The organism is Nostocoides japonicum T1-X7 (assembly GCF_001046855.1).
GTDB lineage: Bacteria > Actinomycetota > Actinomycetes > Actinomycetales > Dermatophilaceae > Nostocoides > Nostocoides japonicum.
The window spans coordinates 1497954-1521695 of the sequence record NZ_HF570958.1 but is presented as its reverse complement, the minus strand read 5'-3'; the positions used below and the strand labels follow the sequence as shown (position 1 = coordinate 1521695).

The following is a 23742-nucleotide window of genomic DNA, read 5'->3' as shown; positions in this document are numbered from 1 at the left end:
ACCCGGGGGGCGGCCCGGCGCACGACCGGTCGCGGCGCCTCCAGCGGGACGAGGACCCGGTCCTCGACGAGCTGCTGCACGGCGACCGACCGGGTGAACCCCCCGGCCAGCACGGCGGCACCCGCCACCTCCGCCCGCTCGCGGAGCACCGCCCGCACCGGCAGGTACGGCGCGCGCGGCTCGTCGAGGAGGTCGTCGCCGTCGTCCCACCACGCGACGAGCCCGAGGTCGCCGACCGGCGCGAACGCTGCCGACCGGGTGCCGATCGCGATCCGGACGTGACCGCGCAGCGCCCGGAGGAAGGCGGTGTACCGCGCCTGCGGGCCTTGGTCGGCGGTGAGCCGCACGTATGCGGAGGGTCCCGCCACCGCTCGGACGGCGGCCTCCAGCCGGGTGAGATCGCGATGGTCGGGGACGACGAGGACGGAGCCCCGGCCCGCGCGGGCGGCGACGAGGGCGGCCTCGGCGAAGGCGGCCGGCCAGTCCCGCGCCGCGTCGGTGACCGACGGGAGGGCGAGCCACGACGCCCCCGGAGCGCCGCCACTGCCGACGTGACCGAGGAAGGCGCCGGCCGCCGGGTACGGCTCCCACGCCGATCCCTCCCGTCGAGCGGTGGGCGGGTCGCCGGCTCCCGAGACTGTGTCGGCCCCTGCCTCCTGCCTGTCGAGGGCCTTCTCCGCCGTCGCGTGGCGCGGCGGGATGGCGAGCCGGAGGACGTCGCCGACGGTGCCGGCGCTCGCCGCCGCGAGCCGCTCCGCGACGGCGAGCAGGTGGGGCGTGAGGACGGGCTCGGACGAGACGACCCGCCGCAGCGGCTGGAGCCGCCCGTCGTGGTCGGCCCGGTCCGTCCGCTCGACGACGAACCCGTCGAGGTCGCGCCCGGCGAACCGCACCTTGACGCGTGCCCCGGGCACGGCCTGCTCCTCGAGCGACGCGGGGACGGAGTAGTCGAACGTCCGGTCCAGATGGGCCAGGCCGGTGTCGACGAGGACCCGGGCCACCGGACGGTCGGCGGCGAGCGTGGCGCGCGCCGCGGCGCGGGCGCGCCGTCGAGCGTCCCGGGCCGCCGACCGGGCGGTCGTGGCCGGGCCGATGAGGGCCAGCTGCTCGCTCACCCCGCCGAACCTACCGGCCGCAGCCGACACCCCCGCGTCGTCATCCACAGGGAGGACCGGGGGCGATGACGGACCCGGTCGGGCGGCGCGGTTCGGACGGAGAACTTGCGCGCGGACGGCGGTGCGTCAGGCGTGGGCGGCGGCCTGGAGCGCCTCGACGCGGTCGGTGCGCTCCCACGTGAAGCCGCCCTCGACGCCGGCGGCCGAGGTCCGGCCGAAGTGGCCGTAGGCGGCGGTCCGGGCGTAGATCGGGCGGAGCAGGTCGAGCTCGTCGATGATCGCGGCCGGCCGCAGGTCGAACACCGAGGAGATGGCCGACTGGATGCGGTCGACGGGGACCCGCTCGGTGCCGAACGTCTCGACGTAGAGCCCGACCGGCTGGGCCTTGCCGATGGCATACGCGACCTGGACCTCGCAGCGGGAGGCGAGCCCGGCGGCGACGACGTTCTTCGCGACCCAGCGCATGGCGTACGCGGCCGAGCGGTCGACCTTCGACGGGTCCTTGCCGGAGAAGGCGCCGCCGCCGTGCCGGGACATGCCGCCATAGGTGTCGACGATGATCTTGCGCCCGGTGAGTCCGGCGTCGCCCATCGGGCCGCCGACGACGAAGTTGCCCGTCGGGTTGACGAGGGTGCGGTAGTCCGACGTGTCGAGCTTGGTGCCGGAGTCGGCGAGCTCCTCCAGGACCGGCTTGATGACGAACCGCTCGATGTCCGGAGTGAGGAGGGCGTCGAGGGAGATGCCGTCGGCGTGCTGGGTCGAGAGGACGACGGTGTCGAGCCGGACGGCGCGGTCCCCGTCGTAGCCGATCGTCACCTGCGTCTTGCCGTCGGGCCGCAGGTAGGGCACCTCCTCGCTCTTGCGGACCGCGGTGAGCCGCTCGGCGAGCCGGTGCGCGAGGTGGATGGGCAGCGGCATGAGCTCGGCGGTGTCCTCGCACGCGTAGCCGAACATGAGGCCCTGGTCGCCCGCCCCCTGCTTGTCGAGGGGGTCGATGCCGCCGGTGCGGCTCTCGAAGGCGGTGTCGACGCCCTGGGCGATGTCGGGGCTCTGCTGGCCGATGGAGATCTCGACACCGCACGAGGCGCCGTCGAAGCCCTTGTCGGACCGGTCGTACCCGATGCCGAGGACGGTCTTGCGGACCAGGCGCGGGATCTCGACGTATGCCTCGGTCGTCACCTCTCCCGCGACGTGGACGAGGCCGGTCGTCACCATGGTCTCGACGGCCACGCGTGAGCGGGAGTCCTGCTCGAGCATGGCGTCGAGGATCGTGTCGGAGATCTGGTCGCAGATCTTGTCCGGGTGACCCTCGGTGACGGACTCGGACGTGAACAGGCGTCCCGACATGGGGTCTCTCTCCTTGGGCGAACGGGGTCTGGCGGTATGCGGGCCGGTCGGCGGGCGGAGCCCTGACCTGGCGACGCGGTCCCGGGCGAGTCTAGTGGCGACTACAGGAGGGGCCGCACGGTGTCCCACACTGCGTCGGCGACGTCGTCCTTGCTCGTCGGCCCGACGACGATGTCGTCCGAGGAACCCTGCCGCAGGATGTGGACGAGGTTGTCGTCGCGGCCGAATGTCTTGTCCGCCCCGACCTCGTTGACGACGAGGATGTCGCACCCCTTGCGGAGCAGCTTGGCCCGGCCGAGGGCGAGGACGTCGCCGCTCTCGTCGCCCGTCTCCGCCGCGAACCCGACGATGACGGGGGTCGTCGCGTCCCCGCGCGCCGCGACGAGGCCGGCGAGGACGTCGGGGTTGCGGACCAGCTCGATGACGGGCGCGGCGTCCGGGTCTCCCGGGTCGTGGGTCTTCTTGATCTTGTGCTCGGTGTATGCGGCGGGCCGGAAGTCCGCGACGGCGGCCGCCATGACGACGGCGTCGGCCTCGGCGACCGCGGAGCGGACGGCATCCGCGAGCTCCTCGGCCGTCCCTACGGGCACGACGAGCGCCCCCGGCGGGTCCGGAAGGGTCGTGTTCGCCGCGACGAGCGTCACCCGGGCACCTCTGGCCAGCGCCGTCCGCGCGAGGGCGTACCCCTGCTTGCCCGAGGACCGGTTGCCGAGGTAGCGCACGGGGTCGAGCGGCTCCCGGGTGCCACCGGCGGAGACGACGATGTGCCGGCCCGTGAGATCGCCGGTGGCAGGGGCGTCGACCGGCGTCGCCTCGAACGCCCCCTGAGAAGGCCCCGCGGGGCGGCCCTGCGCGAGGACCCGCCGGCACACGGCATACAGCTCCTCCGGCTCGGGGAGCCGGCCGGGCCCGGTGTCGGCCCCGGTGAGCCGGCCGCTCGCCGGCGGGACGATGTGGACGCCGCGCTCGGAGAGGATCGCGACGTTGGCCTGGGTCGCCGCGTGCTCCCACATCTCGGTATGCATCGCGGGCGCGAGGACGACCGGGCCGGAGGCCGTGAGGAGGACGTTGGTCAGCAGGTCGTCGGCGAGGCCGTGGGCCGCCCGGGCGAGCAGGTCGGCGGTGGCGGGAGCGACGACGACGAGGTCGGCCTCCTGGCCCAGACGGACGTGCCGCACCTCGTGGACGGCGTCCCAGACCTCGGTCGCGACCGGCCTGCCCGACAGCGCCGCCCAGGTCGGGGCGCCGACGAAGCGCAACGCCGCCTGCGTCGGCACGACGGTGACGTCGTGGCCGTCCTCGGTGAGCAGGCGCAGGAGGGAGCACGCCTTGTAGGCCGCGATTCCGCCCGCGACGCCGAGGACGATCTTCACGAAGGCCGCTCAGGCCTCGGTGTTGGTGGGCTCGCTCGTCAGGAGGCCCTGGTCGATCTCGCGGAGGGCGATCGACAGCGGCTTCTCGTGGACCTGGGAGTCCACGAGCGGGCCGACGTACTCCAGGAGGCCCTCCTGGAGCTGGGAGTAGTAGGCGTTGATCTGGCGGGCGCGCTTGGCCGAGTAGAGGACGAGGGCGTACTTGGAGTCCGCCTTCGTGAGGAGGTCGTCGATCGGCGGGTTGGTGATGCCGATGGGCGCTGCCTTGGTTCCGGACACGGAGGGACCTAACGTCGATTTCAGTGGGATCGCATCAATGATACGAGTTCCTCGGCCGCCCGCCGAACGTCGTCGTTGACGACGGTGACGTCGAACTCGGCCTGGGCGCCCAGCTCCACCCGAGCCGTCGCGAGGCGCCGCTCCCGCTCGGCCGCGTCCTCGGTGCCGCGGCCCACGAGCCGTTCGACGAGGACGTCCCACGACGGCGGCGCGAGGAAGACGAAGAGGGCCTCGGGCATCGTCCGGCGGACCTGGCGCGCGCCCTGCAGGTCGATCTCCAGCAGCGCCATCCGCCCGGCCGCGAGGGCGTCGCGGACGGGCCGCACGGGCGTGCCGTAGGAGTGCCGGCCGTGGACGACGGCGTGCTCGAGCAGCTCGCCCTGCGCGACGAGGGCGTCGAACTCCTCCTGCGTGACGAAGTGGTAGTGCACCCCGTCCACCTCCCCGGGGCGGGGCGGTCGCGTGGTCACCGAGACGGACAGCCACACCTCCGGGTGGTGCTCGCGGACGGACGCGGCGACGGTCCCCTTGCCCACGGCCGTCGGGCCGGCGAGGACGACGAGACGGTGCTCGTCACTCACCTGGCTCGAAGCGGAGCAGGAGGGCGGCGGTCTGGTTGGCCCCGAGTCCCCGGACCCGGCGGCTGGGGGCGATGCCGACCTCGTCCATGATCTGGCGTGCCTTGGCGCGCCCGACGCCCGGCATGGACTCCAGGAGCGCACTGACCCGCATCTTGCCGATCACCTCGTTCTCCTTGCCGTCGCGGATGACGTCCGCGATGGAGCCGCCCGAGTGCTTGAGCCGGTTCTTCACCGCTGCCCGCTCGCGGCGGGCCAGTGCCGCACGCTCGAGCGCCGCCGCCCGTTGCTCTTCGGTGAGCTCTGGAAGGGCCACTTCTTGACTCCTCGCCGTCACGCCATGGTCGTCCAGCTGGCCATGTCTCGTGTGCCTGCCGCCCGGCCGCCGTCTGGACCGGACCCCTGTATCGCCGAACCTAGTGGCGCGCGGGGGTCCTCGGCAAAACTGCCCGCGCCCGGTGAGTCATCCCCGCAGCGTCAGCGCCGGAGGGCGAGAGCGAGCTCCTCGGCGTCGCGGCGGGCCGCCGCCCGCAGCGCGGCCACGTCGGGCCCGTGGCGCAGGACCCCGCGGCTGGAGTTCGCGAGGACGTTCCCGGCGGCGTCGCCGAAGACGACCGCCACGTCCGCCGCGCCGGCACCCTGGGAGCCGTAGCCCGGTGCGAGGATCGGGGCGTTCGCCGCGAGGAGGTCGAGCCCGAGGTCACGCACCGCGGAGCCGACCGTGGCGCCGACGACGAGCCCGACGTCACCGAGCCGCCCCTCGGCCGCGGCGGCGGCATTGTCCGCGGCCGCGCCGGCGACCATCGAGGCGGCGACGGTTCCGCGCTCCCCGACCGCATGCTGGACGTTCGCGCCCTCCGGGTTGGAGGTCAGGGCGAGGACGAAGACGCCGCGACCCGTCGAGCGGGCCAGCTCGACCGTCGAGCGGAGCGCGCCGTACCCGAGGTAGGGGTTGACGGTGAGGGCGTCCCCGGGAGAGGGGGCGTCCGGGCCGACGTAGGCGGCGGCATACGCGTCCATCGTCGAGCCGATGTCGCCGCGCTTCGCGTCGAGGATGGTGAGCGTGCCGGCCTCCCGCAGGTCGGCGAGCAGGCGCTCGAGGACGGCCAGCCCCCGGGAGCCGAAGACCTCGAAGAAGGCCGACTGCGGCTTGACGACCGCCACCTCGCCGGCGAAGGCCTCGACGCAGGACCGCGCGAAGCGCTCGAGCCCCGAGGCGTCGTAGGGCAGCCCCCACGACTCGACGAGGGCGCGGTGCGGGTCGACGCCGACGCACAGCGGGCCGTGCTCGTCCATGGCCCGGCGGAGGCGCACCCCGAACGGTGTGGAGGTCATGTCAGGTCCTCTCGTGGGCGATGCCGACGACGTCGGCGAAGCGGTCGAACCCGTGCGCGGCGACGAGCCCGGCGAGCCCGTCGAGGGCGAGCCGGGGCGCCGTCGGGTCGTGGAAGGTGGCCGTCCCCACCTGGACCGCGCAGGCCCCGGCGGCGACGAGCTCCAGCGCGTCGGCCCCGGTCCGGACTCCCCCGACCCCGATGATCGGGGCCTCCGGGAGGGTCCCGGCGCGCATCGCCGCGTGGACCTGCCAGACGGCGCGGACCGCGACGGCCCGGACGGCAGGCCCCGAGAGGCCCCCGGTGACGGCGGCGAGCTGCGGCCGGAGCCGCTCGGTGTCGATGACGACGCCGAGGAGGGTGTTGATCATCGTCAGGCCGGTCGCGCCGCTCCCCAGGACCGACGCGGCGATCTCGACGATGTCGGTGACGTCGGGGCTCAGCTTGGCGAACAGGGGCGTCCCGCTCGGGAGCCGCTCGCGCACGAGGGTGAGGACCTTCGCCGACGCCTCCGGGTTGCAGGCGAAGACCTGCCCACGGTTCGCGACGTTGGGGCAGGAGATGTTGACCTCGACGCCCGCGACGCAGTCGTATGCCGGGCTCGCGGCGAGGTGGGCCGCGACGTCGGCGAACTCCCCCGCCGTCCCTCCCGCGATCGACACGAGCACCCGCGCCCCGTGCTCCCGCAGCCACGGCAGGTCCTCCTCGCAGAACGCCCGGATGCCGGGCCCCTGGAGCCCGATCGAGTTGAGCATCCCCGACGGGGTCTCCGCCATCCGGGGCGTCGGGCGGCCCGAACGGGGCTGGGACATGACGGTCTTGGTGACGAACGCGCCGAGCGAGGCGACGTCGACGAACCGGTGGAGCTCCCGGCCGTTCGCCGCGCAGCCGGACGCGGTCATGACGGGGTTGGGCAGGACGACGCCGCCGAGGTCGGTCGACAGGTCGACCGGGGCCATCAGTGCGCCCTCATCGCCGCGGCGCCGACGGCGTCCTCCGGCACGAGGCACCGCCCGTCGGCGAAGGCGTCCCAGCGGACCCGGTCCCCGCGGAAGACCGGCCCCTCGACGCACGAGCGCACCATGCGGGTCGCTCCGTCGTTGCCGCGGACCGGCATGACGCAGGTCATGCACACACCGACGCCGCACGCCATCGACTCCTCGACGGCGACCTGGGCGACGGCGCCGTGCTCGGCGGCCACCTCGGTCACCGACCGGAGCATCCCCATCGGCCCGCAGGCGTAGACGACGGCGGCGCGGGAGTGGGTGATGACCGCGGGGAGGACGTCGGAGACCCAGCCGCGGTGCCCGACGGACCCGTCGTCGGTCGTCACGACGACGCTGTCGGCCGATCGGCGGGCCTCGACGGCGCCGAAGAGCCGCTCCTCGGTCGCGGCGCCGAGGACCATGTCGACGCGGCACCCGCGGGACCGGAGCGTGTCGGCGAGCCAGAACAGCGGCGCCGAGCCGTAGCCGCCGCCGACGAGGACGGTCGCGACGGGCTCCTTGGGGAGCGGGAAGGGCCGGCCGAGGGGTCCGACGACGTCGGTGCGGTCGTGCGTCCGCAGGGCGGTGAGCCACCGCGTGCCCGCCCCGACGGCGGACACGACGAGATCGACCGTGCCGCGGTGGGCCCCCGCCGGTGACACCTTGTGGAGGGAGAAGCACCGCCGCAGCAGGGTGGCCGGCTCCTCCCCGCCGACGGCGACGGCGACGAACTGGCCCGGGCGGGCGAGCTTCGCGATGCCCGGGGCGACGAAGGTGAGGTGGTGGTATGCCCCGACGCGGCGGCTCGCGACGAGCTCGGCGCACTCCTGGGCGACGTCGCTCACGCGCGCGTCCTCCCGAGCCCGTAGAGGTCGAGGTCGCGGGCGTGCTCCTGGAGCGGCTTGACCGACAGGCCGCCGGCCTGGATGGCCTCGATGGCCTGGACGGCGGCGCCGAGCTGCTGGACGGTCGTGATGATCGGCTTGTCGGCCGCCGTCGTCGCCGCGCGGATGGCATACCCGTCGGCGCGGGCGCTCGGGCCCGACGGGGTGTTGACGACCATGTCGATCTCGCCGGCCTCGATGCGGTCGACGATGGTCCGCTCGCCCGGGTCGCGCTCGCTGTGCTTGCCGACGACCTCCGCCTCGATCCCGTTGCGCCGCAGCACGTGCGCCGTGCCGGCGGTGGAGACGATGTGGAAGCCGAGGTCCGCGAGCCGCTTGACGGGGAAGATGATCCCTCGCTTGTCGCGGTTGGCGACCGTCACGAAGACCGTGCCCTTGGTCGGCAGCCCGCTGATCGCCCCCATCTGGCTCTTGGCGAAGGCGTGCCCGAAGTCGTCGGCGATCCCCATGACCTCGCCGGTGCTGCGCATCTCCGGCCCGAGGAGGCTGTCGACGACCTGGCCCTCCCGGGTCCGGAAGCGCTTGAAGGGCAGGATCGCCTCCTTGACCGACATCGGCGCGTGGTCGGGCATCGTCCCGCCGTCGACCCCTGTCGGCAGGAGTCCCTCCTCGCGGAGCTCGGCGATCGAGGCGCCGAGCATGACGCGGGCGGCGGCCTTGGCGATGGGCACGCTCGTCGCCTTCGCGACGAACGGAACCGTCCGCGAGGCACGGGGATTCGCCTCGAGGACGTAGAGGACGTCCTGGGCCAGCGCGAACTGGACGTTCATGAGCCCGCGGACGCCGATGCCCTCGGCGAGCTTGAGCGTCGACTCCCGGATGCGGTGCAGCTCGCCCGGGCCGAGGGTCACCGGCGGCAGGGTGCACGAGGAGTCCCCCGAGTGGATGCCGGCCTCCTCGATGTGCTCCATGATCCCGCCGAGGTACATGTCCTCGCCGTCGTAGAGGGCGTCGACGTCGATCTCGATGGCGTCGTCGAGGAACCGGTCGACGAGCACCGGGTGCTCGGGTGAGGCGATCGTCGCGCGCTCGACGTACGTCGACAGGGTCGCGTCGTCGTAGACGATCTCCATCCCCCGGCCACCGAGGACGTAGGAGGGCCGGACGAGGACGGGGTAGCCGATCTCCCGGGCGATCTCGACGGCCTCCTCCGCGCTGTACGCCGTCCCGTGCCGGGGCGCCGGAAGGCCCGCCTCGGCGAGGACCCGCCCGAAGGCGCCCCGGTCCTCGGCGAGGTTGATGGCCTCCGGCGAGGTGCCGACGATGGGAACGCCCTCGTCCTTGAGCGCCTGGGCGAGCCCGAGCGGCGTCTGGCCGCCGAGCTGGACGATGACGCCCGCGATCGGGCCGGCTTCGCGCTCGGCGTGGTATACCTCGAGGACGTCCTCGAGGGTCAGCGGCTCGAAGTAGAGCCGGCTGCTCGTGTCGTAGTCGGTCGACACCGTCTCGGGGTTGCAGTTGACCATGACGGTGTCGTAGCCGGCGTCGCGGAGGGCGAAGCTCGCGTGGACGCACGAGTAGTCGAACTCGACGCCCTGGCCGATCCGGTTGGGCCCGCTGCCGAGGATGATGACGGCCGGGCGCTCCCGCGGCTCGACCTCGCTCTCCTCGTCGTATGCCGAGTAGTAGTAGGGCGTCTGGGCCGCGAACTCCGCGGCGCACGTGTCGACGGTCTTGAAGACGGGCCGGACGCCGAGGGCGTGCCGTACCCCGCGGACGACGGCCTCCGGCATACCCGTGAGGGAGGCGAGCTGGGTGTCGCTGAAGCCGTGCCGCTTGGTCAGGCGAAGCAGCTCGGGGGTGAGCCGCTCCGCCTCGGCGACGCGGCGGGCCACCTCGTTGACGAGCGCGATCTGGTCGAGGAACCACGGGTCGATGCCCGTCGCCTCGTGGACCTCCTCGACGGACAGCCCGCCCCGGAGGGCCTGCTGGACCTGGACGATCCGGCCGTCGGTCGGGGTCCGCGCGGCCTCGAGGAGCTCGCGCGCACGGACGGCGTCGGGGACGTCGCCGGCCCAGTGGAAGGCGGAGTCCCTGCGCTCCACGGAGCGCAGCGCCTTCTGGAGCGCCTCGGTGAAGGAGCGGCCGATGGCCATCGCCTCCCCGACCGACTTCATCGTCGTCGTGAGCGTCGGGTCGGCCGCCGGGAACTTCTCGAAGGCGAAGCGGGGCACCTTGACGACGATGTAGTCGAGGGTCGGCTCGAAGCTCGCCGGCGTCTCGCGGGTGATGTCGTTGGGCACCTCGTCGAGCGTGTAGCCGATGGCCATCTTCGCGGCGATCTTGGCGATCGGGAAGCCGGTCGCCTTGGAGGCCAGGGCCGACGAGCGGGACACGCGGGGGTTCATCTCGATGACGATGACCCGGCCGTCCTCGGGGTTGACGGCGAACTGGATGTTGCAGCCGCCCGTGTCGACGCCGACCTCGCGGATGATGGCGATGCCGATGTCGCGCAGCCGCTGGTACTCGCGGTCGGTCAGCGTGAGGGCCGGGGCGACGGTGATCGAGTCGCCGGTGTGGACGCCCATCGGGTCGAGGTTCTCGATGGAGCAGACGACGACGACGTTGTCGGCGTGGTCGCGCATGACCTCCAGCTCGTACTCCTTCCAGCCCTGGATGGACTCCTCGAGGAGCACCTCGGTCGTCGGGCTCGCCTGGAGACCGGCGCCGGCGATCCGCCGCAGATCGGTCTCGTCGTAGGCGAACCCGGAGCCGAGGCCGCCCATCGTGAAGGAGGGCCGGACGACGACGGGGTAGCCGAGGTCGTCCGCCGCGGCGAGGACCTCGTCCATCGTGTGGCAGATCCGCGACCGGGCCGACTCCGCGCCGCAGCGCTCGACGACGCCCTTGAACCGCTCCCGGTCCTCGCCCAGCTGGATGGCCTCGACGTTGGCTCCGATGAGCGGGCAGTCGTACTTCTCGAGGACGCCGCGCTCGTGGAGCGCGATGGCGGTGTTGAGGGCCGTCTGCCCGCCGAGGGTCGCGAGGACGGCGTCGGGCCGCTCGGCAGCGATGATCTGCTCGACGATCTCCGGCGTGATCGGCTCGACGTAGGTCGCGTCGGCGAACTCGGGGTCGGTCATGATCGTCGCGGGGTTGCTGTTGACGAGGATGACGCGGACTCCCTCCTCGCGGAGCACCCGGCAGGCCTGGGTGCCGGAGTAGTCGAACTCGCAGGCCTGTCCGATGACGATCGGGCCGGAGCCGATGACGAGGACGGACGCGATGTCGTCGCGCTTGGGCATCTGGGTCAGTCCACCTCGTGGTCGAGAAGCGTGCCGGCGACGTCGGGGACGAGCTGGGACTGGTCCAGTGGCGGACGCTCGTAGCCACCGGACCCCGGGCGCGCCGGGATCTCGACCCGCGGGCGGTCGACCTTGGACCAGGGGATCTGCGAGAGCAGGTGCGCGATCATGTTGATGCGCCCGCGGCGCTTGTCCTCGTTGTCCACCCCGAACCACGGCGCCTCGGGGATGTCGGTGTGGACGAACATCGTGTCCTTCGCCCGGGAGTACTCCTCCCACTTGGTGATCGACAGGACGTCGTTGGGGCTGAGCTTCCAGCGCCGCATCGGGTCGTCGTTGCGCGAGCGGAAGCGGTTCTCCTGCTCCACGTCGGACACGCTGAACCAGTACTTGAGCAGGATGATCCCGTCCTCGACGAGCATCCGCTCGAAGATCGGCGCCTGGTGCAGGAAGCGGTGGTACTCCGCGTTCGTGCAGTAGCCCATGACGTGCTCGACGCCGGCCCGGTTGTACCACGAGCGGTCGAAGAGGACGATCTCGCCGGCCGCCGGCAGGTGCGGGACGTAGCGCTGGAAGTACCACTGCGTCCGCTCCCGGTCGCTCGGCGACGGGAGCGCGACGACCCTCGTGATCCGCGGGTTGAGGTACTCCGTGATCCGCTTGATCGTGGAGCCCTTCCCCGCGGCGTCCCGGCCCTCGAAGATGACCAGGACCCGGGCGCCCGTCCGGTGGACCCAGGCCTGCATGTCGACGAGCTGCGCCTCGAGGTGGAGCAGCTCCGCCTCGTAGCGCTTCTTGGGCATCCTCTTGCTCACGCGGACATCCTTCCGTGGGGGTGCTGGGCCATCAGGTCGACGAAGCGGTCGAAGAGGTATGCCGCGTCGTGCGGGCCCGCGGCGGCCTCCGGGTGGTACTGCACCGAGAACGCCGGCACGTCGAGGCATTCCAGTCCCTCGACGACGTCGTCGTTGAGGCAGACGTGCGACACCCGGACCCGCCCGACGTCGGTGACCGTCTCGCCGTCGAGCGGGGCGTCGACGGCGAAGCCGTGGTTGTGGGCGGTCACCTCGACCTTGCCCGTCGCCCGGTCGAGGACCGGCTGGTTGATGCCGCGGTGGCCGTACTTCAGCTTGTACGTGCCGAATCCGAGCGCCCGGCCGAGCAGCTGGTTGCCGAAGCAGATGCCGAAGAACGGGATGCCCGCGGCGAGGACCCGCCGGATGACCTCGACCTGGGCGTCGGCGGTCGCGGGGTCGCCGGGGCCGTTGGAGAAGAACACGCCGTCGGGCGCGGTGGCGACGATGTCCTCGAAGGTCGCCGTCGCCGGCAGGACGTGGACCTCGATCCCCCGCTCGGCCATCCGCTTCGGCGTCATCGCCTTGATCCCGAGGTCGATCGCCGCGACGGTGAACCGCTTGACCTCGGGGGCCTCGACGACGTAGCTCTCGGGGGTGGACACCTCCTCGGCGAGCCGGGACCCCTCCATCGCGGGCGAGGCGGCGACCTGCGCGACGAGCTGGGCGACCGGCATACCCGCCGACGGCCCGGAGAAGATGCCGACGCGCATCGCACCGCGCTCCCGCAGGTGGCGGGTGAGCGCCCGGGTGTCGATGCCGCTGATCCCGACGACTCCCTGACGGTCGAGCTCGTCCTCGAGGGTGGTCGTCGCCCGCCAGCTCGAGGGCCGCAGCGCGGGATCGCGCACGACGTAGCCGGCGACCTGGATGCGCGTGCTCTCGTCGTCCTCGTCGTTCCACCCGGTGTTGCCGACGTGCGGTGCCGTCATGACGACGACCTGCTGCCGGTAGGAGGGGTCGGTCAGCGTCTCCTGGTACCCGGTCATCCCGGTGTTGAAGACGGCCTCGCCGTCGGTCTGCCCCGTCGCGCCGTAGGCCTCGCCCCGGAAGGTGCGGCCGTCCTCCAGGACGAGGACCGCGGGCTCGCGGTCGGTGACGAGTCCGGTCATGCGAGTGCCTCCTCGGCGGTCAGGGCACGCCCGTCGCGGGCGGTGACACGGCCGCGCAGGACCGTGGCGACGACGGCCGCGGGCAGGGTGCGCCCGTGCCAGGGGTTGTTGCGGGACAGGCTCTGTGAGGCGGCCGCATCGACCGTCGTGCGCGCCGCGGGGTCGACGAGGACGAGGTTGGCGGGCTCCCCGACGGCGACCGGCCGGCCGTGCGACGCGAGCCGCGCGATCCGGGCCGGGGCCACCGACATCCGCGTCGCGACCTCGCTCCAGGTGAGGCGCCCGGGCTGGACCATGACGTCGGCGACGACCGACAGGGCGGTCTCGAGCCCGAGCATCCCGAACGCCGCGTCGGCGAACGCGTGCTCCTTGTCGTGCCGGGCGTGCGGCGCGTGGTCGGTCGCGACGGCGTCGATCGTCCCGTCCGCGAGGGCCTCGACGAGCGCGGTCCGGTCCTCGCTCGGGCGCAGCGGCGGGTTGACCTTGTAGACGGGGTCGTAGCCGGTGACCAGCTCCGTGCCGAGCGCGAGATGGTGGGGGGTCACCTCGGCCGTGACCCGGATGCCGCGGGCCTTGGCCCAGCGGATGACGTCGACCGACGCGGCTGTCGAGACGTGGGCGACGTGGACCCGGCCACCGGTGTGTTCCGCGAGCATGACGTCGCGGGCGACGATGCTCGACTCGGCGACACCGGGCCACCCCGGCAGACCGAGGCGTCCGGAGATCTCCCCCTCGTGGCAACAGGCCTGTGGCCCCGCGAGATTCGCGTCCTGGGCATGCTGGGAGACGACGCCGTCGAAGGGCCGGAGGTACTCCAGCGCCCGTCGCATCACCCGGGCGTCCTGGACGCAGCGGCCGTCGTCGGAGAAGACGCGGACGCGGGCCCGCGAGCGCGCCATGAGCCCGAGCTCGGCGAGCTCCTCCCCCGCCAGGCCCTTGGTCACCGCGCCGACGGGGACGACGTCGGCGAGCCCGGCGGCGGTGCCGAGGTCGAGGATCCGCTCGGCGGCCTCCCCCGTGTCGGTGACCGGACTGGTGTTGGCCATCGCGAGGACGGCGGTGAACCCGCCTGCGGCGGCTGCGGCCGACCCGGTGGACACCGTCTCGGCGTCCTCGCGTCCCGGCTCGCGCAGGTGCGTGTGCAGGTCGACGAGGCCGGGGAGCAGGACGAGCCCGTCGGCGTCGACCACCTCGGCGTCCTTCGGCGCGGACACCGCGCCGATCTCCGCGACGACCCCGTCGCGGACGAGGACGTCCGCGCGGGCGCCCGTGCCCGGCATACCGTCGGGTCCCGGACCCCAGAGCTCGGCACCGCGGATGAGAAGGACGTCGCTCATGCGGCAGCTCCTTCCGAGCCGGCGAGGAGGTGGTAGAGGACGCTCATCCGCACCGCGACCCCGGCGGACACCTGGTCCAGGACGACGGAGGCGGCGCTGTCGGCGGCGTCCGCCGAGATCTCCAGGCCGCGGTTCATCGGGCCGGGGTGGAGGACGAGGGCCAGCGGGTTGCGGGCGAGCAGGGCGGTGAGCCGGGGCCGGGTCAGTCCGTAGCCGACGGTGTACTCCCGCGGCGTCGGGAAGAAGCCGCCGCTCATCCGCTCCCTCTGGACGCGCAGCATCATGACGGCGTCGGGGACGTCGCCGGTCGCGAGGACCTCGTCGAGGTCCCAGGCCGTCGCGAAGCCGTCGGCCTTGCTCCAGTCCGCGATCCCGCTCGGCATGAGCGTGGGCGGCGCGACGACCGTCACGTGGGCGCCGAGGGTCTTCAGGGTGATGACGTTGGAGCGGAAGACGCGGCTGTGGGTCAGGTCGCCGACGATGACGACGTGCCGCCCGTCGAGGTCCCCGAGGTGGGAGCGCAGCGTGTACGCGTCCAGGAGCGCCTGGGTCGGGTGCTCGTGGGTCCCGTCGCCGGCGTTGATGACGCTCGCGTCGACCCACTGGGCGACCTGCTGGCAGGCGCCGCTCGCGTTGTGCCGGATGACGAGGGCGTCGACGGCCATCGCGTTGATCGTCTGGACCGTGTCGCGCAGCGACTCGCCCTTGCTCGTCGAGGAGCCCTTGGCCGACAGGTTGATCGTGTCGGCGCTCATCCACTTGCCGGCGATCTCGAAGCTGGAGCGGGTGCGCGTCGAGTCCTCGAAGAAGAAGTTGATGACGGTGCGGCCGCGCAGCGTCGGCAGCTTCTTGACCTGGCGGCGCTGGACGTCGTGCATCTCGGTGGCCGTGTCGAGGATCGCCTCGACCTCCTCGCGACTCAGGTCCGCGGAGGACAGCAGGTGCCGGGTCATGCGCGCACCGCCTGCGGCTCGCCGCCGGCGATCCGGACGACGTCGGGTATGCCGTCGTGGCCGCTGAGCCGGACCTGCACCTTCTCCGCGTGACTCGTCGGGAGGTTCTTGCCGACATGGTCGGCGCGGATCGGCAGCTCGCGGTGCCCGCGGTCGACGAGGACGGCGAGCCGCACCGCCTTGGGGCGGCCGAGGTCGGAGAGCGCGTCGAGCGCGGCCCGCACCGAGCGCCCCGAGTAGAGGACGTCGTCGACGAGGACGACGACCTTGCCGTCGATCCCGCCCCCCGGGATGTCGGTGTGCCGCGGTGCCCGGGTCGGCTGCGAGCGGAGGTCGTCGCGGTACATCGTCACGTCGATCGCGCCCACCGGGATCCTGGCCCCCTCGACCTCCTCGATGAGGGCGACGAGCCGGTGCGCCAGCTCGACCCCTCGGCTCGGGATGCCGAGGACCACGAGGTCGTCGGCCCCCTTGTTGTGCTCGAGGATCTCGTGGGCGATCCGGCGCAGGCACCGGGCGATGTCGGTCGCCCCGAGGACGTCGCGGCCGGTCGGGTCGAGCGGTGGGGACGGGTTCTGGGCGGGCGGCGCGGACGAGAAGGTGGGGCTCGTCGGAGCAGAGTCAGGACGCGGCATACGCGCCGGACCTCCTTCCCTGCCTCACGGGACAGGTCGTTAAAGGACGTCGTTCGCCGGACACTCTATCGTGCTCGGCCGAGCGAGGTGCGCGCGCTCATCGACGCGTGTCGGGCGACCGAGTAGGCGCGGACCCGGCCACCGATCTCGGATCCCCAGCACAGCCTCGGAGTTCGTTCGCGGAGAGCGGACGCCGACGTCGCCGAGCGCGCGGGCATCGCGCCGCAGTACCTCTCGGAGATCGAGCGCGGCCGCAAGGATCCCTCCTCCGAGGTTCTCGAGGCCGTGTCCGGAGCGCTCGACCTCGGCGTCGGGGAGGTCGCCCGCCGGGCGAGCGGGCGGATGGCCGGCGGCCCCGTCTGCCTCGCGGCCTGACGGCGCGCCGCCTCACGCCGCGCGGGAGGTGACGATCGCGTCGACGACGCCGTACTCGAGCGCGGCCTGCGCCGGCAGCACGAGGTCCCGCTCGGTGTCCTCGCGGATCCGCGCCGCGGTGCGTCCGGTGTGCCGCCCGAGGATCTCCTCGAGCATCGAGCGGACCCGCTCGACCTCGTCGGCCTCGAGGATGAGGTCGGGCACGGCCCCTCGGCCCTCCGTCGCCGGCGCGTGGATGACGACCCGGCCGTGCGGCAGGATCTGGCGGTGCCCCGCGGCCCCGCCGGCGAGGAGCACGGCCGAGGTGGACGCGGCCTGGCCGACGCACGTCGTGTGGACCTCGGGACGCACGAACTGCATCGCGTCGTAGACGGCGAGGACCGCGGGGATCGACCCTCCCGGGGAGTTGACGTACAGGTGGATCGGCAGCTCGGGGCTGTCGGACTCCAGATGGATGAGCTGGGCGATGACCGTGTTGGCGACGCCGTCGTCGACCGCCGTCCCGAGATAGACGATGCGGTCGGCGAGGAGCCGCGAGTAGATGTCGACGGTCTGCTCGCCCCTGCTCGTCCGCGTCGTGACGTAGGGGATCGGGTAGCCGCTCATCGCGCACCCCGCAGCCCGACCGGCCGTCCGGCACCCGGGAAGATCTCCTCGATCGAGGAGACGACCTGGTCGACGAACCCGTATGCCAGCGCCTCCTGTGCGCTGAACCACCGGTCCCGCCGCGAGTCCCGCTCGATCGTCGTGACGTCCTGACCGGTGTCCTCCGCGACGAGGGCCAGGACGGTGTCCCGGGTGTGCCGCAGGTCGTCCGCCTGGATGGCGATGTCCATGGCGGTTCCTCCGATGCCGGCCGACCCCTGGTGGAGGAGCACCTTGGAGTGCGGCATGGCATACCGCTTGCCCCTCGTCCCGGAGCTGAGGAGGAACTGGCCGGCGCTGTAGGCCATCCCGATGTTGACGGTGACGACGTCGTTGGGGATGGCCCGCATGCAGTCGCGGATGGCCAGCATGCCCGGCACCGAGCCGCCGGGCGAGTTGATGAGGAGCCTGATGTCGGCGTCCGGGGACTCGGCCGCGAGGAAGACGAGGCCGTTGCACAGGCGGTTGCTGTTCCAGTCCTCGAGCGGCTCGCCGAGCAGCAGGGTGCGGCGCTCGAAGAGGCGTCGGTAGAGGTCGTCGTCGAGACCGCGCCCGGGCGGTGGGATGTCCGTCATGCTCACCAGCCTCACCCCAGGGGCCACCCGCCGGCCCCCGGCGCTGCTCTCGGCAGGGCTGCCCTGGGCAGCGCCGGGGCGACCGGGTCACGCGAGGGTCGGCTTGACCTCCGCGAGCCGGGCGAGGAGCCCGTTGACGAACTTCGGGGAGTCGTCGGTCGACAGCTCCGTCGCGAGCCCCACGGCCTCGCTGATCGCCACCGGCTCGGGGACGTCCTCCGCATACAGCACCTCGTAGGCGCCGAGCCGCAGGATCGCCCGGTCGACGGCCGGCATCCGCTCCAGCGACCAGCCCTGGGAGTACGTCGCAAGGAGCTCGTCGATGTCCGCCCAGTGCCCGACGACGCCCTCGACGAGGTCGGCGGTGTACTGCGGCAGCGGGGCCTCCGTCACCGGCGCCGCGAGACGCTCACGCAGGAGGTCGCCGACGTTGAGGCCGCGCTGCTCGGCCTCGAAGAGGAGGTCGAGAGCGCGCTTGCGAGCCTTCGTGCGAGCCGCCATGCCGACGGGGCGTCAGCTGACGCGGCCGAGATAGGAGCCGTCGCGCGTGTCGACCTTGACCTTCTCGCCCTGGTTGAGGAAGAGGGGCACCTGGATCTCGGCGCCGGTCTCGAGCGTCGCCGGCTTCGTGCCGCCCGTCGAGCGGTCGCCCTGCAGGCCGGGCTCGGTGTAGGTGACCTCGAGGACGACGGATGCGGGGAGCTCGATGAACAGGACGTCCCCGTCGTGGCGGGCGACGACGGCGTCCTGGTTCTCGAGCATGTACCTCGCCGCGTCGCCGACGACCTCCGGGCTCACCGGCAGCTGGTCGTAGGTCTCGGGGTCCATGAAGATGAAGTCCGTGCCGTCGTTGTAGAGGTACTGCATCGTCCGCTTGTCGACGTTCGCCGTCTCGACCTTGACCCCGGCGTTGAAGGTCTTGTCGACGACCTTGCCCGAGAGGACGTTCTTCAGCTTGGTCCGCACGAACGCCGGCCCCTTGCCGGGCTTGACGTGCTGGAACTCCACGACGGTCCACAGCTGGCCCTCGAGGTTGAGGACGATGCCGTTCTTCAGGTCGTTGGTCGTTGCCACGTGAGTCGCTTTCGTAGGCCGTGAGGTCGGGTCGCGCGGGCGCGCGTCACCGACGCGAGGGTCGGGGTTTCCGCGTCAGTCTACCGGTCCCACGCCGCGCGCTTGGCGATCGGACGCCCGCACGGCAGACTGCGACCCATGAGGCCGATGAGGGCCGTGGGGGCCGGCGTCGTCGCGACGGCGGGCGTCGTCGCATACGACCTCCTCCAGCGGCGGCACACCCTGCTGCACAACTTCCCCGTCATCGGGCACGCCCGGTACGCCCTGGAGCGGATCGGGCCGGAGCTGCGGCAGTACATCGTGACGGGCAACGACGAGGAGCGGCCGTTCAGCCGCGACCAGCGGACCTGGGTGTATGCCAGCAGCAAGCTGGAGAACAGCTACGTCGGCTTCGGGACGGACAACGACGTCGAACGCACCGAGGGATACGTCGTCGTCAAGCACCGGACCTTCGCCGACGTCGCCGCTCCGACGGGCAGGCACCACGGCGACGACGTCGTCCTCCCCTCGCCGAAGGTCCTCGGCGGGCCGCGGGGTCGGGCGAAGGCGTTCCGTCCGCAGTCGTGCATCAACGTGTCGGGGATGAGCTTCGGCGCCCTCTCGGGCAAGGCCATCGAGTCGCTCAACCGGGGCGTCGCGCTCGCCGGTGCCCTCCACAACACCGGTGAGGGCAGCCTGTCCGAGCACCACCGGCAGGGTGGCGATCTCGTCTTCCAGATCGGGACCGCCTACTTCGGGTGCCGCGACGAGCGGGGCCGGTTCGACCTCGAGCGGCTCAAGGAGCTCGTCGCGAGCGCCCCCGTCCGGGCCATCGAGGTGAAGCTGAGCCAGGGCGCCAAGCCCGGTCTCGGTGGCATGCTGCCGGCCGCGAAGATCACGCCGCACATCGCCGAGATCCGCGGCATCCCCCTCGGGAAGGACTGCGCGAGCCCCTCCCGGCATGCCGAGTTCCACGACGTGGACGGGATGCTCGACTGGGTCGAGCGGATCGCGGACGAGACGGGCCTGCCGGTGGGCGTGAAGACGGCGGTCGGACACCTCGACCTGTTCGAGGAGCTCGCCCGGCTCATGGCGCGCGGCGACCGGGGGGTCGACTTCCTCACGATCGACGGCGGCGAGGGCGGGACCGGTGCCGCGCCCCTCATCTTCTCCGACGCGGTCGCCCTGCCCTTCCGGGTCGGGTTCGCCCGGGTCCGGCGGATCTTCGACGAGGCGGGCGTCGGCGACCGGGTGACCTTCATCGGCAGCGGGAAGCTCGGCATACCGGAGAACGCCATCGTCGCCTTCGCCCTCGGGGTCGACATGGTCAACGTGGCGCGCGAGGCGATGATGGCGATCGGCTGCATCCAGAGCCAGAAGTGCCACACCGACCGGTGCCCCACAGGGGTCGCCACGCAGAACCCGTGGCTGTCCGCGGGCCTCGACCCGCAGCTCAAGGGGGTTCGGGTCGCCAACTATCTCCGGTCCTGGCGTCGGGACATGCTCAAGGTCGCCGAGGCGTGCGGGGTCCGTCATCCGGCCCTCCTCACCGTCGACGACGTCGAGCTGCTCGACGGGGTGCGACGTGGGACGCCGCTGCGCGAGGTGTTCGGCTACTCGGCCTCGGACGGTCGCCTCGGTGCCGACCTCGCGGCGGAGCTGGGCGCCCTCATGCTCGGCGAGCCCGAGGGCGACTCGGCCCCGGAGAGCACGACGTCCAGGTAGGCGACACGCGGGAGTAGCGTCGAAGACGTGCGCTACGACGTCTCGATCCCCCAGTTCGTCGGGCCGGAGGGCGTCGACGGCGTCGCGCTCTCGGCATACCTCCACCGGGCCGAGGCACTCGGCTTCACCGGGGCCTGGACCCTGGAGCAGGCGCTCGGGCCGACCCCGCTCCTCGCGCCCCTGGAGACCCTCTCGTATGCCGCCGCGCTCACCGAGCGGATCCGCCTCGGGGTGGCGGTGCTCGTCACCTCGCTGGGCAGCCCGCTCCACCTCGCCGGCAGCATCGCGAGCGTCGACCTGCTCAGCCACGGCCGGCTCGACGTGGGCATCTCGGCGGGCGGCGGGTTCCGCGACTTCGCGGCGTTCGGTGTCGACAGGGCGACGTTCGTCGCGCGCTTCGTCGAGGGGCTGCGGATCATGAAGGCGGCCTGGGCCGACGGGCGGGTCGACCTCGACGGGCGCTTCTTCACCGTCCACGCCGACGTGGGCCCCCAGCCCGTCCAGCGGCCCCGTCCGCCCGTCTGGTTCGGCGCGAGTGCTCGGACCTCGTTGCGCCGGGCGGCGCGCCACGGCGACGCCTTCATGGGCGCCGGGTCGGTGACGACGGATCGGTTCGCCGGCCAGGTCACCACTCTCCGTCGTGCCCTGGAGGAGGCCGGACGCGACCCGTCCGGCTTTCCCATCGGCAAACGGGTCTACCTCGCGGTCGACGACGACGCCGAGGCGGCGCGGGCCGCCGTCCTCGCCGGGCTCCGGAGGATCTACGGCCCGTCGGTGCCCCAGCTCGACGAGGTCGCCGTCGCAGGCACGCCTGCCGATGTGGCCGCCGGCCTGCAGGAGGTCATCGACGCGGGCGCCGGCACGCTCCTGCTCAACCCTCTGGCCGACGATCACGAACAGCTCGAGCGGCTCGCGGCCGAGGTGCTGCCGCACCTGCCGTAGTGATCGCGGATCCGATCGGGGAATTTTCGGATCTGCCGGATATACCGGGCACCGCTCCACTACTGTCCCCGATGGCGGTCCAGAGGGGGGCGCCACTTCACCCGAGGAGATGACGATGGCTGAGTACACCTCTGCCCTGCCCACGGAGAATCGACCCGAACTGCCGACCGCGCAGCCCGCGGGCCCGTCGTTCGCAGCGCCCGCACCGGAGCGGAGCATCGACCATCGCACGGACGGAATCGTTCTTCCCTACGGCCAGCAGATGCCCCCGGTCGGCAAGATCCGCAGCACCGGTGTGTGCATCCTGCTCACGCTCGTCACCTTCGGGATCTACCCGCTGTACTGGTACTTCAGCGTGCACGACGAGATGAAGCGCCACTCGGGCCAGGGGATCGGCGGCGGACTCGCCCTGCTCATCACCTTCCTCGGCGGCGTCGTCACGCCCTTCCTCACCTCCTCCGAGATCGGGAATCTCTATCGCTCGCGTGGGCTGCCCGCGCCGGTCAGCGGCGCCACCGGGCTGTGGTACTTCCCGGGGGCCTTCATCGTTGTCGGGCCGCTGGTGTGGTTCGTCAAGACCAACGGCGCGATCAACAACTACTGGCGAACCGTCGGCACTCGCTGATCCCGTCGCCGCGTGTCTCACGCGGTCAGGGCGAGGTCCCTGAGGTGGATGTGCCAGGCCTCCACCCCGTGGCGGGCCCGGTCGGGGTCGTGGCTGGGGCGGCACTGCGGTGATCGGGATCCCCGCCCCGGCAGGGGCGGCGCGACGGACCGGTAGGTCAACCCGGTGGGCGTGGTCGTCTCGATCGTGTGCGGACCACGCTCGCCGGTGGCCGCCACGTCGCCCGGAACCTTCACGGCGTCGACGGGATCGATGGGCAGTCCGGTGGCGGTGATCCGCGCGGCCCAGCCGGGCTCCTCCTTGGTCAGGTTGCAGCGCCGGCACAGGCCCGCCCCGTTGGCCGCGGACGTCGGGCCGCCGTGGGCGTGGGCCACGGTGTGGTCCGCGTCCCGGATCGGGGCCTCGCACCAGGGTGTGCGGCACACGTCGTCCCGCAGCACCAACAGGCGCCGCAGCTGCCCGGTGAACAGCCGTCGCCGGGCGTCCATGCCCACCAGGTCCCGCCCGTTCGGTGAGCTGTACAGCCGCCGCAGCCAGACCCGTGCCTCCTCGGCCGGCCCCAGGCCCGCGCCCGCGTCCGGAGGGGGATGACCCTCGCCGCGGATCAGCACACGGGCCATCGCGGCCGGGATCGACCCATGTCCGGGTATCCGGGCCGGTTCGTCGATGCTGTCGCGTCCCAGCCCGGCCATGAACGCCCGCAACGTCTCTTGGAGGCCACCAGGGTCCCGCCCCCACCGCGTGAACGCGGTGCCGTGCCCGGCGTCCGAGGCGGCAGCGACGTGGCCCGGCGGATCGAGGTCTTCCGCGGAGGCAGTCGTGTCGTCCATGCGGTCACCGGACCCCACCTCACCGCCCCGGCCGGACTCGGGGCCGACGGAGCTGCACTTGAGCTCGGGTTCTTCACCTCCGAGACCGGCGGGTTCCTCGGCAGCACGGCCGGCCCGGTCGTACTCACCCTGGCACGGCCGGGCCGACTGAGTCTGTGGACCGCCGCCGTCACGATCCTGGTCACCGTCAGGGTTGGCGTGGCCGCGCTTCTGGTCGTCGGGATCGCCGCCCGGGTCGCCGTCGCGGTACTCAGGCGTCTCATGGCCCGGCTCGCCTCGCGGGCTCTGGCGGTGACAGTGGCCGCGCTGGTCGGCGGGGTCGGGCCCGAAGAGGGAGGTGTCGCTCATCACGAGGTTCACCTCGATCGGCTGGGCCTGTCCGATACCGCGCCCGGACAGCCACCGCAGCGCTGTATCGGCCATCACCTGGCCCACCCCGCGCCCGGCCGGCTGCTCCACCCGCCCCTGCTCATCCGCCTCCGCGGTACCGGTGGTGACGGCCCTGGCGTACCGCTGGAGCGCACCGAACGCGCCGACCACCTCCACGAGCGGCCCGAGGATGCTGAGGTATGCCATCCCGTCCGGCGCCGGACGGCACGTCACCCGCCGCGACGCCAACGCCCGCGACCGACGCGCCACCGCCGCCGCGGCATCGAGCTCCTCCGCGATCCGCCGCGCGGCCCGCTCCACCCCCAGATTCCCCAGTCCTGGCAACTCCCCCGCCAGCCGAGCATCGACCTCGGCCCGGTCCTCCCGGGACAGCACCGCCGTCTCCCGCACCACCAGCGTCGCCCGCCACTCACTGGTCTGCCCTCGCTCCAGGGCGGCCATCGTCCACGGCAGCTCGCTCACCAACGCCCGCGCCAACCCCACCAGCCGGTCCCCCCGCACCGGTGACTCCCGCCGCGCCAACGCCACC

Annotated in this window: 23 protein-coding genes and 1 pseudogene; 4 read left to right on the top strand and 20 right to left on the bottom strand. The window is 72.7% G+C overall.

From position 1 onward, the window contains the following. The 15 genes from BN12_RS06880 to pyrR form a co-directional block, all read right to left on the bottom strand. On the bottom strand, positions 1-1115 hold a 1115-nt coding region (locus tag BN12_RS06880), incomplete at its 3' end, for a primosomal protein N' family DNA-binding protein (protein WP_456093703.1). Positions 1116-1241: 126 nt separating this feature from the next. Next, a complete protein-coding gene (gene metK, locus BN12_RS06875; RefSeq protein ID WP_048551165.1) occupies positions 1242-2462 on the bottom strand; it encodes a methionine adenosyltransferase in 1221 nt (406 codons plus the stop codon). 101 nt (positions 2463-2563) lie between these two features. Continuing rightward, a complete protein-coding gene (coaBC, locus tag BN12_RS06870; RefSeq protein WP_048551163.1) occupies positions 2564-3835 on the bottom strand; it encodes a bifunctional phosphopantothenoylcysteine decarboxylase/phosphopantothenate--cysteine ligase CoaBC in 1272 nt (423 codons plus the stop codon). A gap of 9 nt (positions 3836-3844) precedes the next feature. Continuing rightward, positions 3845-4114 (bottom strand): DNA-directed RNA polymerase subunit omega, encoded by a 270-nt coding sequence (rpoZ, locus tag BN12_RS06865; protein WP_048551161.1) that lies wholly within the window; start codon positions 4112-4114, stop codon positions 3845-3847. A gap of 20 nt (positions 4115-4134) precedes the next feature. Next, on the bottom strand, positions 4135-4695 hold the full coding sequence (gmk, locus tag BN12_RS06860) for a guanylate kinase (RefSeq protein ID WP_048551159.1): 561 nt from the start codon (positions 4693-4695) through the stop codon (positions 4135-4137). Then, positions 4688-5008 carry an integration host factor, actinobacterial type gene (mihF, locus tag BN12_RS06855; protein WP_048551157.1) on the bottom strand — a complete coding sequence of 107 codons (321 nt, stop codon included), beginning with the start codon at positions 5006-5008 and terminating at the stop codon, positions 4688-4690. The genes gmk and mihF overlap by 8 nt, the downstream gene beginning before the upstream one ends. Before the next feature lie 161 nt (positions 5009-5169). Beyond that, positions 5170-6027, bottom strand: coding sequence for an orotidine-5'-phosphate decarboxylase (gene pyrF, locus BN12_RS06850; protein ID WP_048551155.1), 858 nt, complete (start codon positions 6025-6027; stop codon positions 5170-5172). 1 nt (position 6028) lies between these two features. After that, positions 6029-6985 (bottom strand): dihydroorotate dehydrogenase, encoded by a 957-nt coding sequence (locus BN12_RS06845; RefSeq protein WP_048551153.1) that lies wholly within the window; start codon positions 6983-6985, stop codon positions 6029-6031. Next, positions 6985-7857 carry a dihydroorotate dehydrogenase electron transfer subunit gene (locus BN12_RS06840; RefSeq protein WP_048551151.1) on the bottom strand — a complete coding sequence of 291 codons (873 nt, stop codon included), beginning with the start codon at positions 7855-7857 and terminating at the stop codon, positions 6985-6987. Before BN12_RS06840 ends, BN12_RS06845 begins: the two co-directional genes overlap by 1 nt. Next, positions 7854-11162 carry a carbamoyl-phosphate synthase large subunit gene (carB, locus tag BN12_RS06835; protein WP_048551149.1) on the bottom strand — a complete coding sequence of 1103 codons (3309 nt, stop codon included), beginning with the start codon at positions 11160-11162 and terminating at the stop codon, positions 7854-7856. The genes BN12_RS06840 and carB overlap by 4 nt, the downstream gene beginning before the upstream one ends. Before the next feature lie 5 nt (positions 11163-11167). Then, positions 11168-11965: a polyphosphate kinase 2 gene (gene ppk2, locus BN12_RS06830; protein ID WP_048556073.1), complete on the bottom strand. Its 798-nt coding sequence runs from the start codon at positions 11963-11965 to the stop codon at positions 11168-11170. An 8-nt stretch (positions 11966-11973) separates the two neighbouring features. Continuing rightward, entirely contained in the window at positions 11974-13128 is a 1155-nt protein-coding gene (gene carA / locus BN12_RS06825) for a glutamine-hydrolyzing carbamoyl-phosphate synthase small subunit (RefSeq protein WP_048551147.1), read from the bottom strand. Further along, positions 13125-14465, bottom strand: a complete 1341-nt coding sequence (locus tag BN12_RS06820; protein WP_048551144.1) for a dihydroorotase — start codon at positions 14463-14465, stop codon at positions 13125-13127. The genes carA and BN12_RS06820 overlap by 4 nt, the downstream gene beginning before the upstream one ends. Next, entirely contained in the window at positions 14462-15418 is a 957-nt protein-coding gene (locus BN12_RS06815) for an aspartate carbamoyltransferase catalytic subunit (protein WP_048551142.1), read from the bottom strand. The genes BN12_RS06820 and BN12_RS06815 overlap by 4 nt, the downstream gene beginning before the upstream one ends. Next, positions 15415-16053: a bifunctional pyr operon transcriptional regulator/uracil phosphoribosyltransferase PyrR gene (gene pyrR / locus BN12_RS06810; protein ID WP_048551141.1), complete on the bottom strand. Its 639-nt coding sequence runs from the start codon at positions 16051-16053 to the stop codon at positions 15415-15417. The genes BN12_RS06815 and pyrR overlap by 4 nt, the downstream gene beginning before the upstream one ends. Positions 16054-16197: 144 nt before the next feature. Here pyrR and BN12_RS26575 point away from each other — a divergent pair. Beyond that, a pseudogene (locus BN12_RS26575) lies at positions 16198-16317 on the top strand (helix-turn-helix domain-containing protein); the annotation flags it as partial. A gap of 123 nt (positions 16318-16440) precedes the next feature. On the opposite strand, the gene BN12_RS06805 reads toward BN12_RS26575, so the two are convergent. The 4 genes from BN12_RS06805 to efp form a co-directional block, all read right to left on the bottom strand. After that, positions 16441-17034, bottom strand: a complete 594-nt coding sequence (locus BN12_RS06805; protein WP_048551140.1) for a ClpP family protease — start codon at positions 17032-17034, stop codon at positions 16441-16443. Next, complete coding sequence (locus BN12_RS06800) at positions 17031-17648, bottom strand: ClpP family protease (RefSeq protein WP_048556072.1); 618 nt, start codon at positions 17646-17648, stop codon at positions 17031-17033. The genes BN12_RS06805 and BN12_RS06800 overlap by 4 nt, the downstream gene beginning before the upstream one ends. A gap of 87 nt (positions 17649-17735) precedes the next feature. Further along, positions 17736-18149: a transcription antitermination factor NusB gene (nusB, locus tag BN12_RS06795; protein ID WP_048551139.1), complete on the bottom strand. Its 414-nt coding sequence runs from the start codon at positions 18147-18149 to the stop codon at positions 17736-17738. Between the two features lie 12 nt (positions 18150-18161). Next, the gene (gene efp, locus BN12_RS06790) at positions 18162-18722 is read right to left on the bottom strand and encodes an elongation factor P (RefSeq protein ID WP_048551138.1); all 561 of its coding nucleotides are present in this window, start codon (positions 18720-18722) and stop codon (positions 18162-18164) included. Positions 18723-18860: 138 nt separating this feature from the next. Here efp and BN12_RS06785 point away from each other — a divergent pair, with 138 nt between their 5' ends. From BN12_RS06785 to BN12_RS06775, 3 genes are all read left to right on the top strand, one after another. Then, the gene (locus BN12_RS06785; protein ID WP_048551136.1) at positions 18861-20426 is read left to right on the top strand and encodes an FMN-binding glutamate synthase family protein; all 1566 of its coding nucleotides are present in this window, start codon (positions 18861-18863) and stop codon (positions 20424-20426) included. Between the two features lie 27 nt (positions 20427-20453). Next, positions 20454-21368 carry an LLM class flavin-dependent oxidoreductase gene (locus tag BN12_RS06780; RefSeq protein ID WP_048551134.1) on the top strand — a complete coding sequence of 305 codons (915 nt, stop codon included), beginning with the start codon at positions 20454-20456 and terminating at the stop codon, positions 21366-21368. A gap of 115 nt (positions 21369-21483) precedes the next feature. Beyond that, the gene (locus BN12_RS06775; protein WP_200901167.1) at positions 21484-21993 is read left to right on the top strand and encodes a DUF4234 domain-containing protein; all 510 of its coding nucleotides are present in this window, start codon (positions 21484-21486) and stop codon (positions 21991-21993) included. Positions 21994-22010: 17 nt separating this feature from the next. Here BN12_RS06775 and BN12_RS06770 read toward each other — a convergent pair. Next, a partial coding sequence (locus BN12_RS06770) for an HNH endonuclease (RefSeq protein WP_162233060.1) occupies positions 22011-23742 on the bottom strand: 1732 nt, incomplete at its 5' end.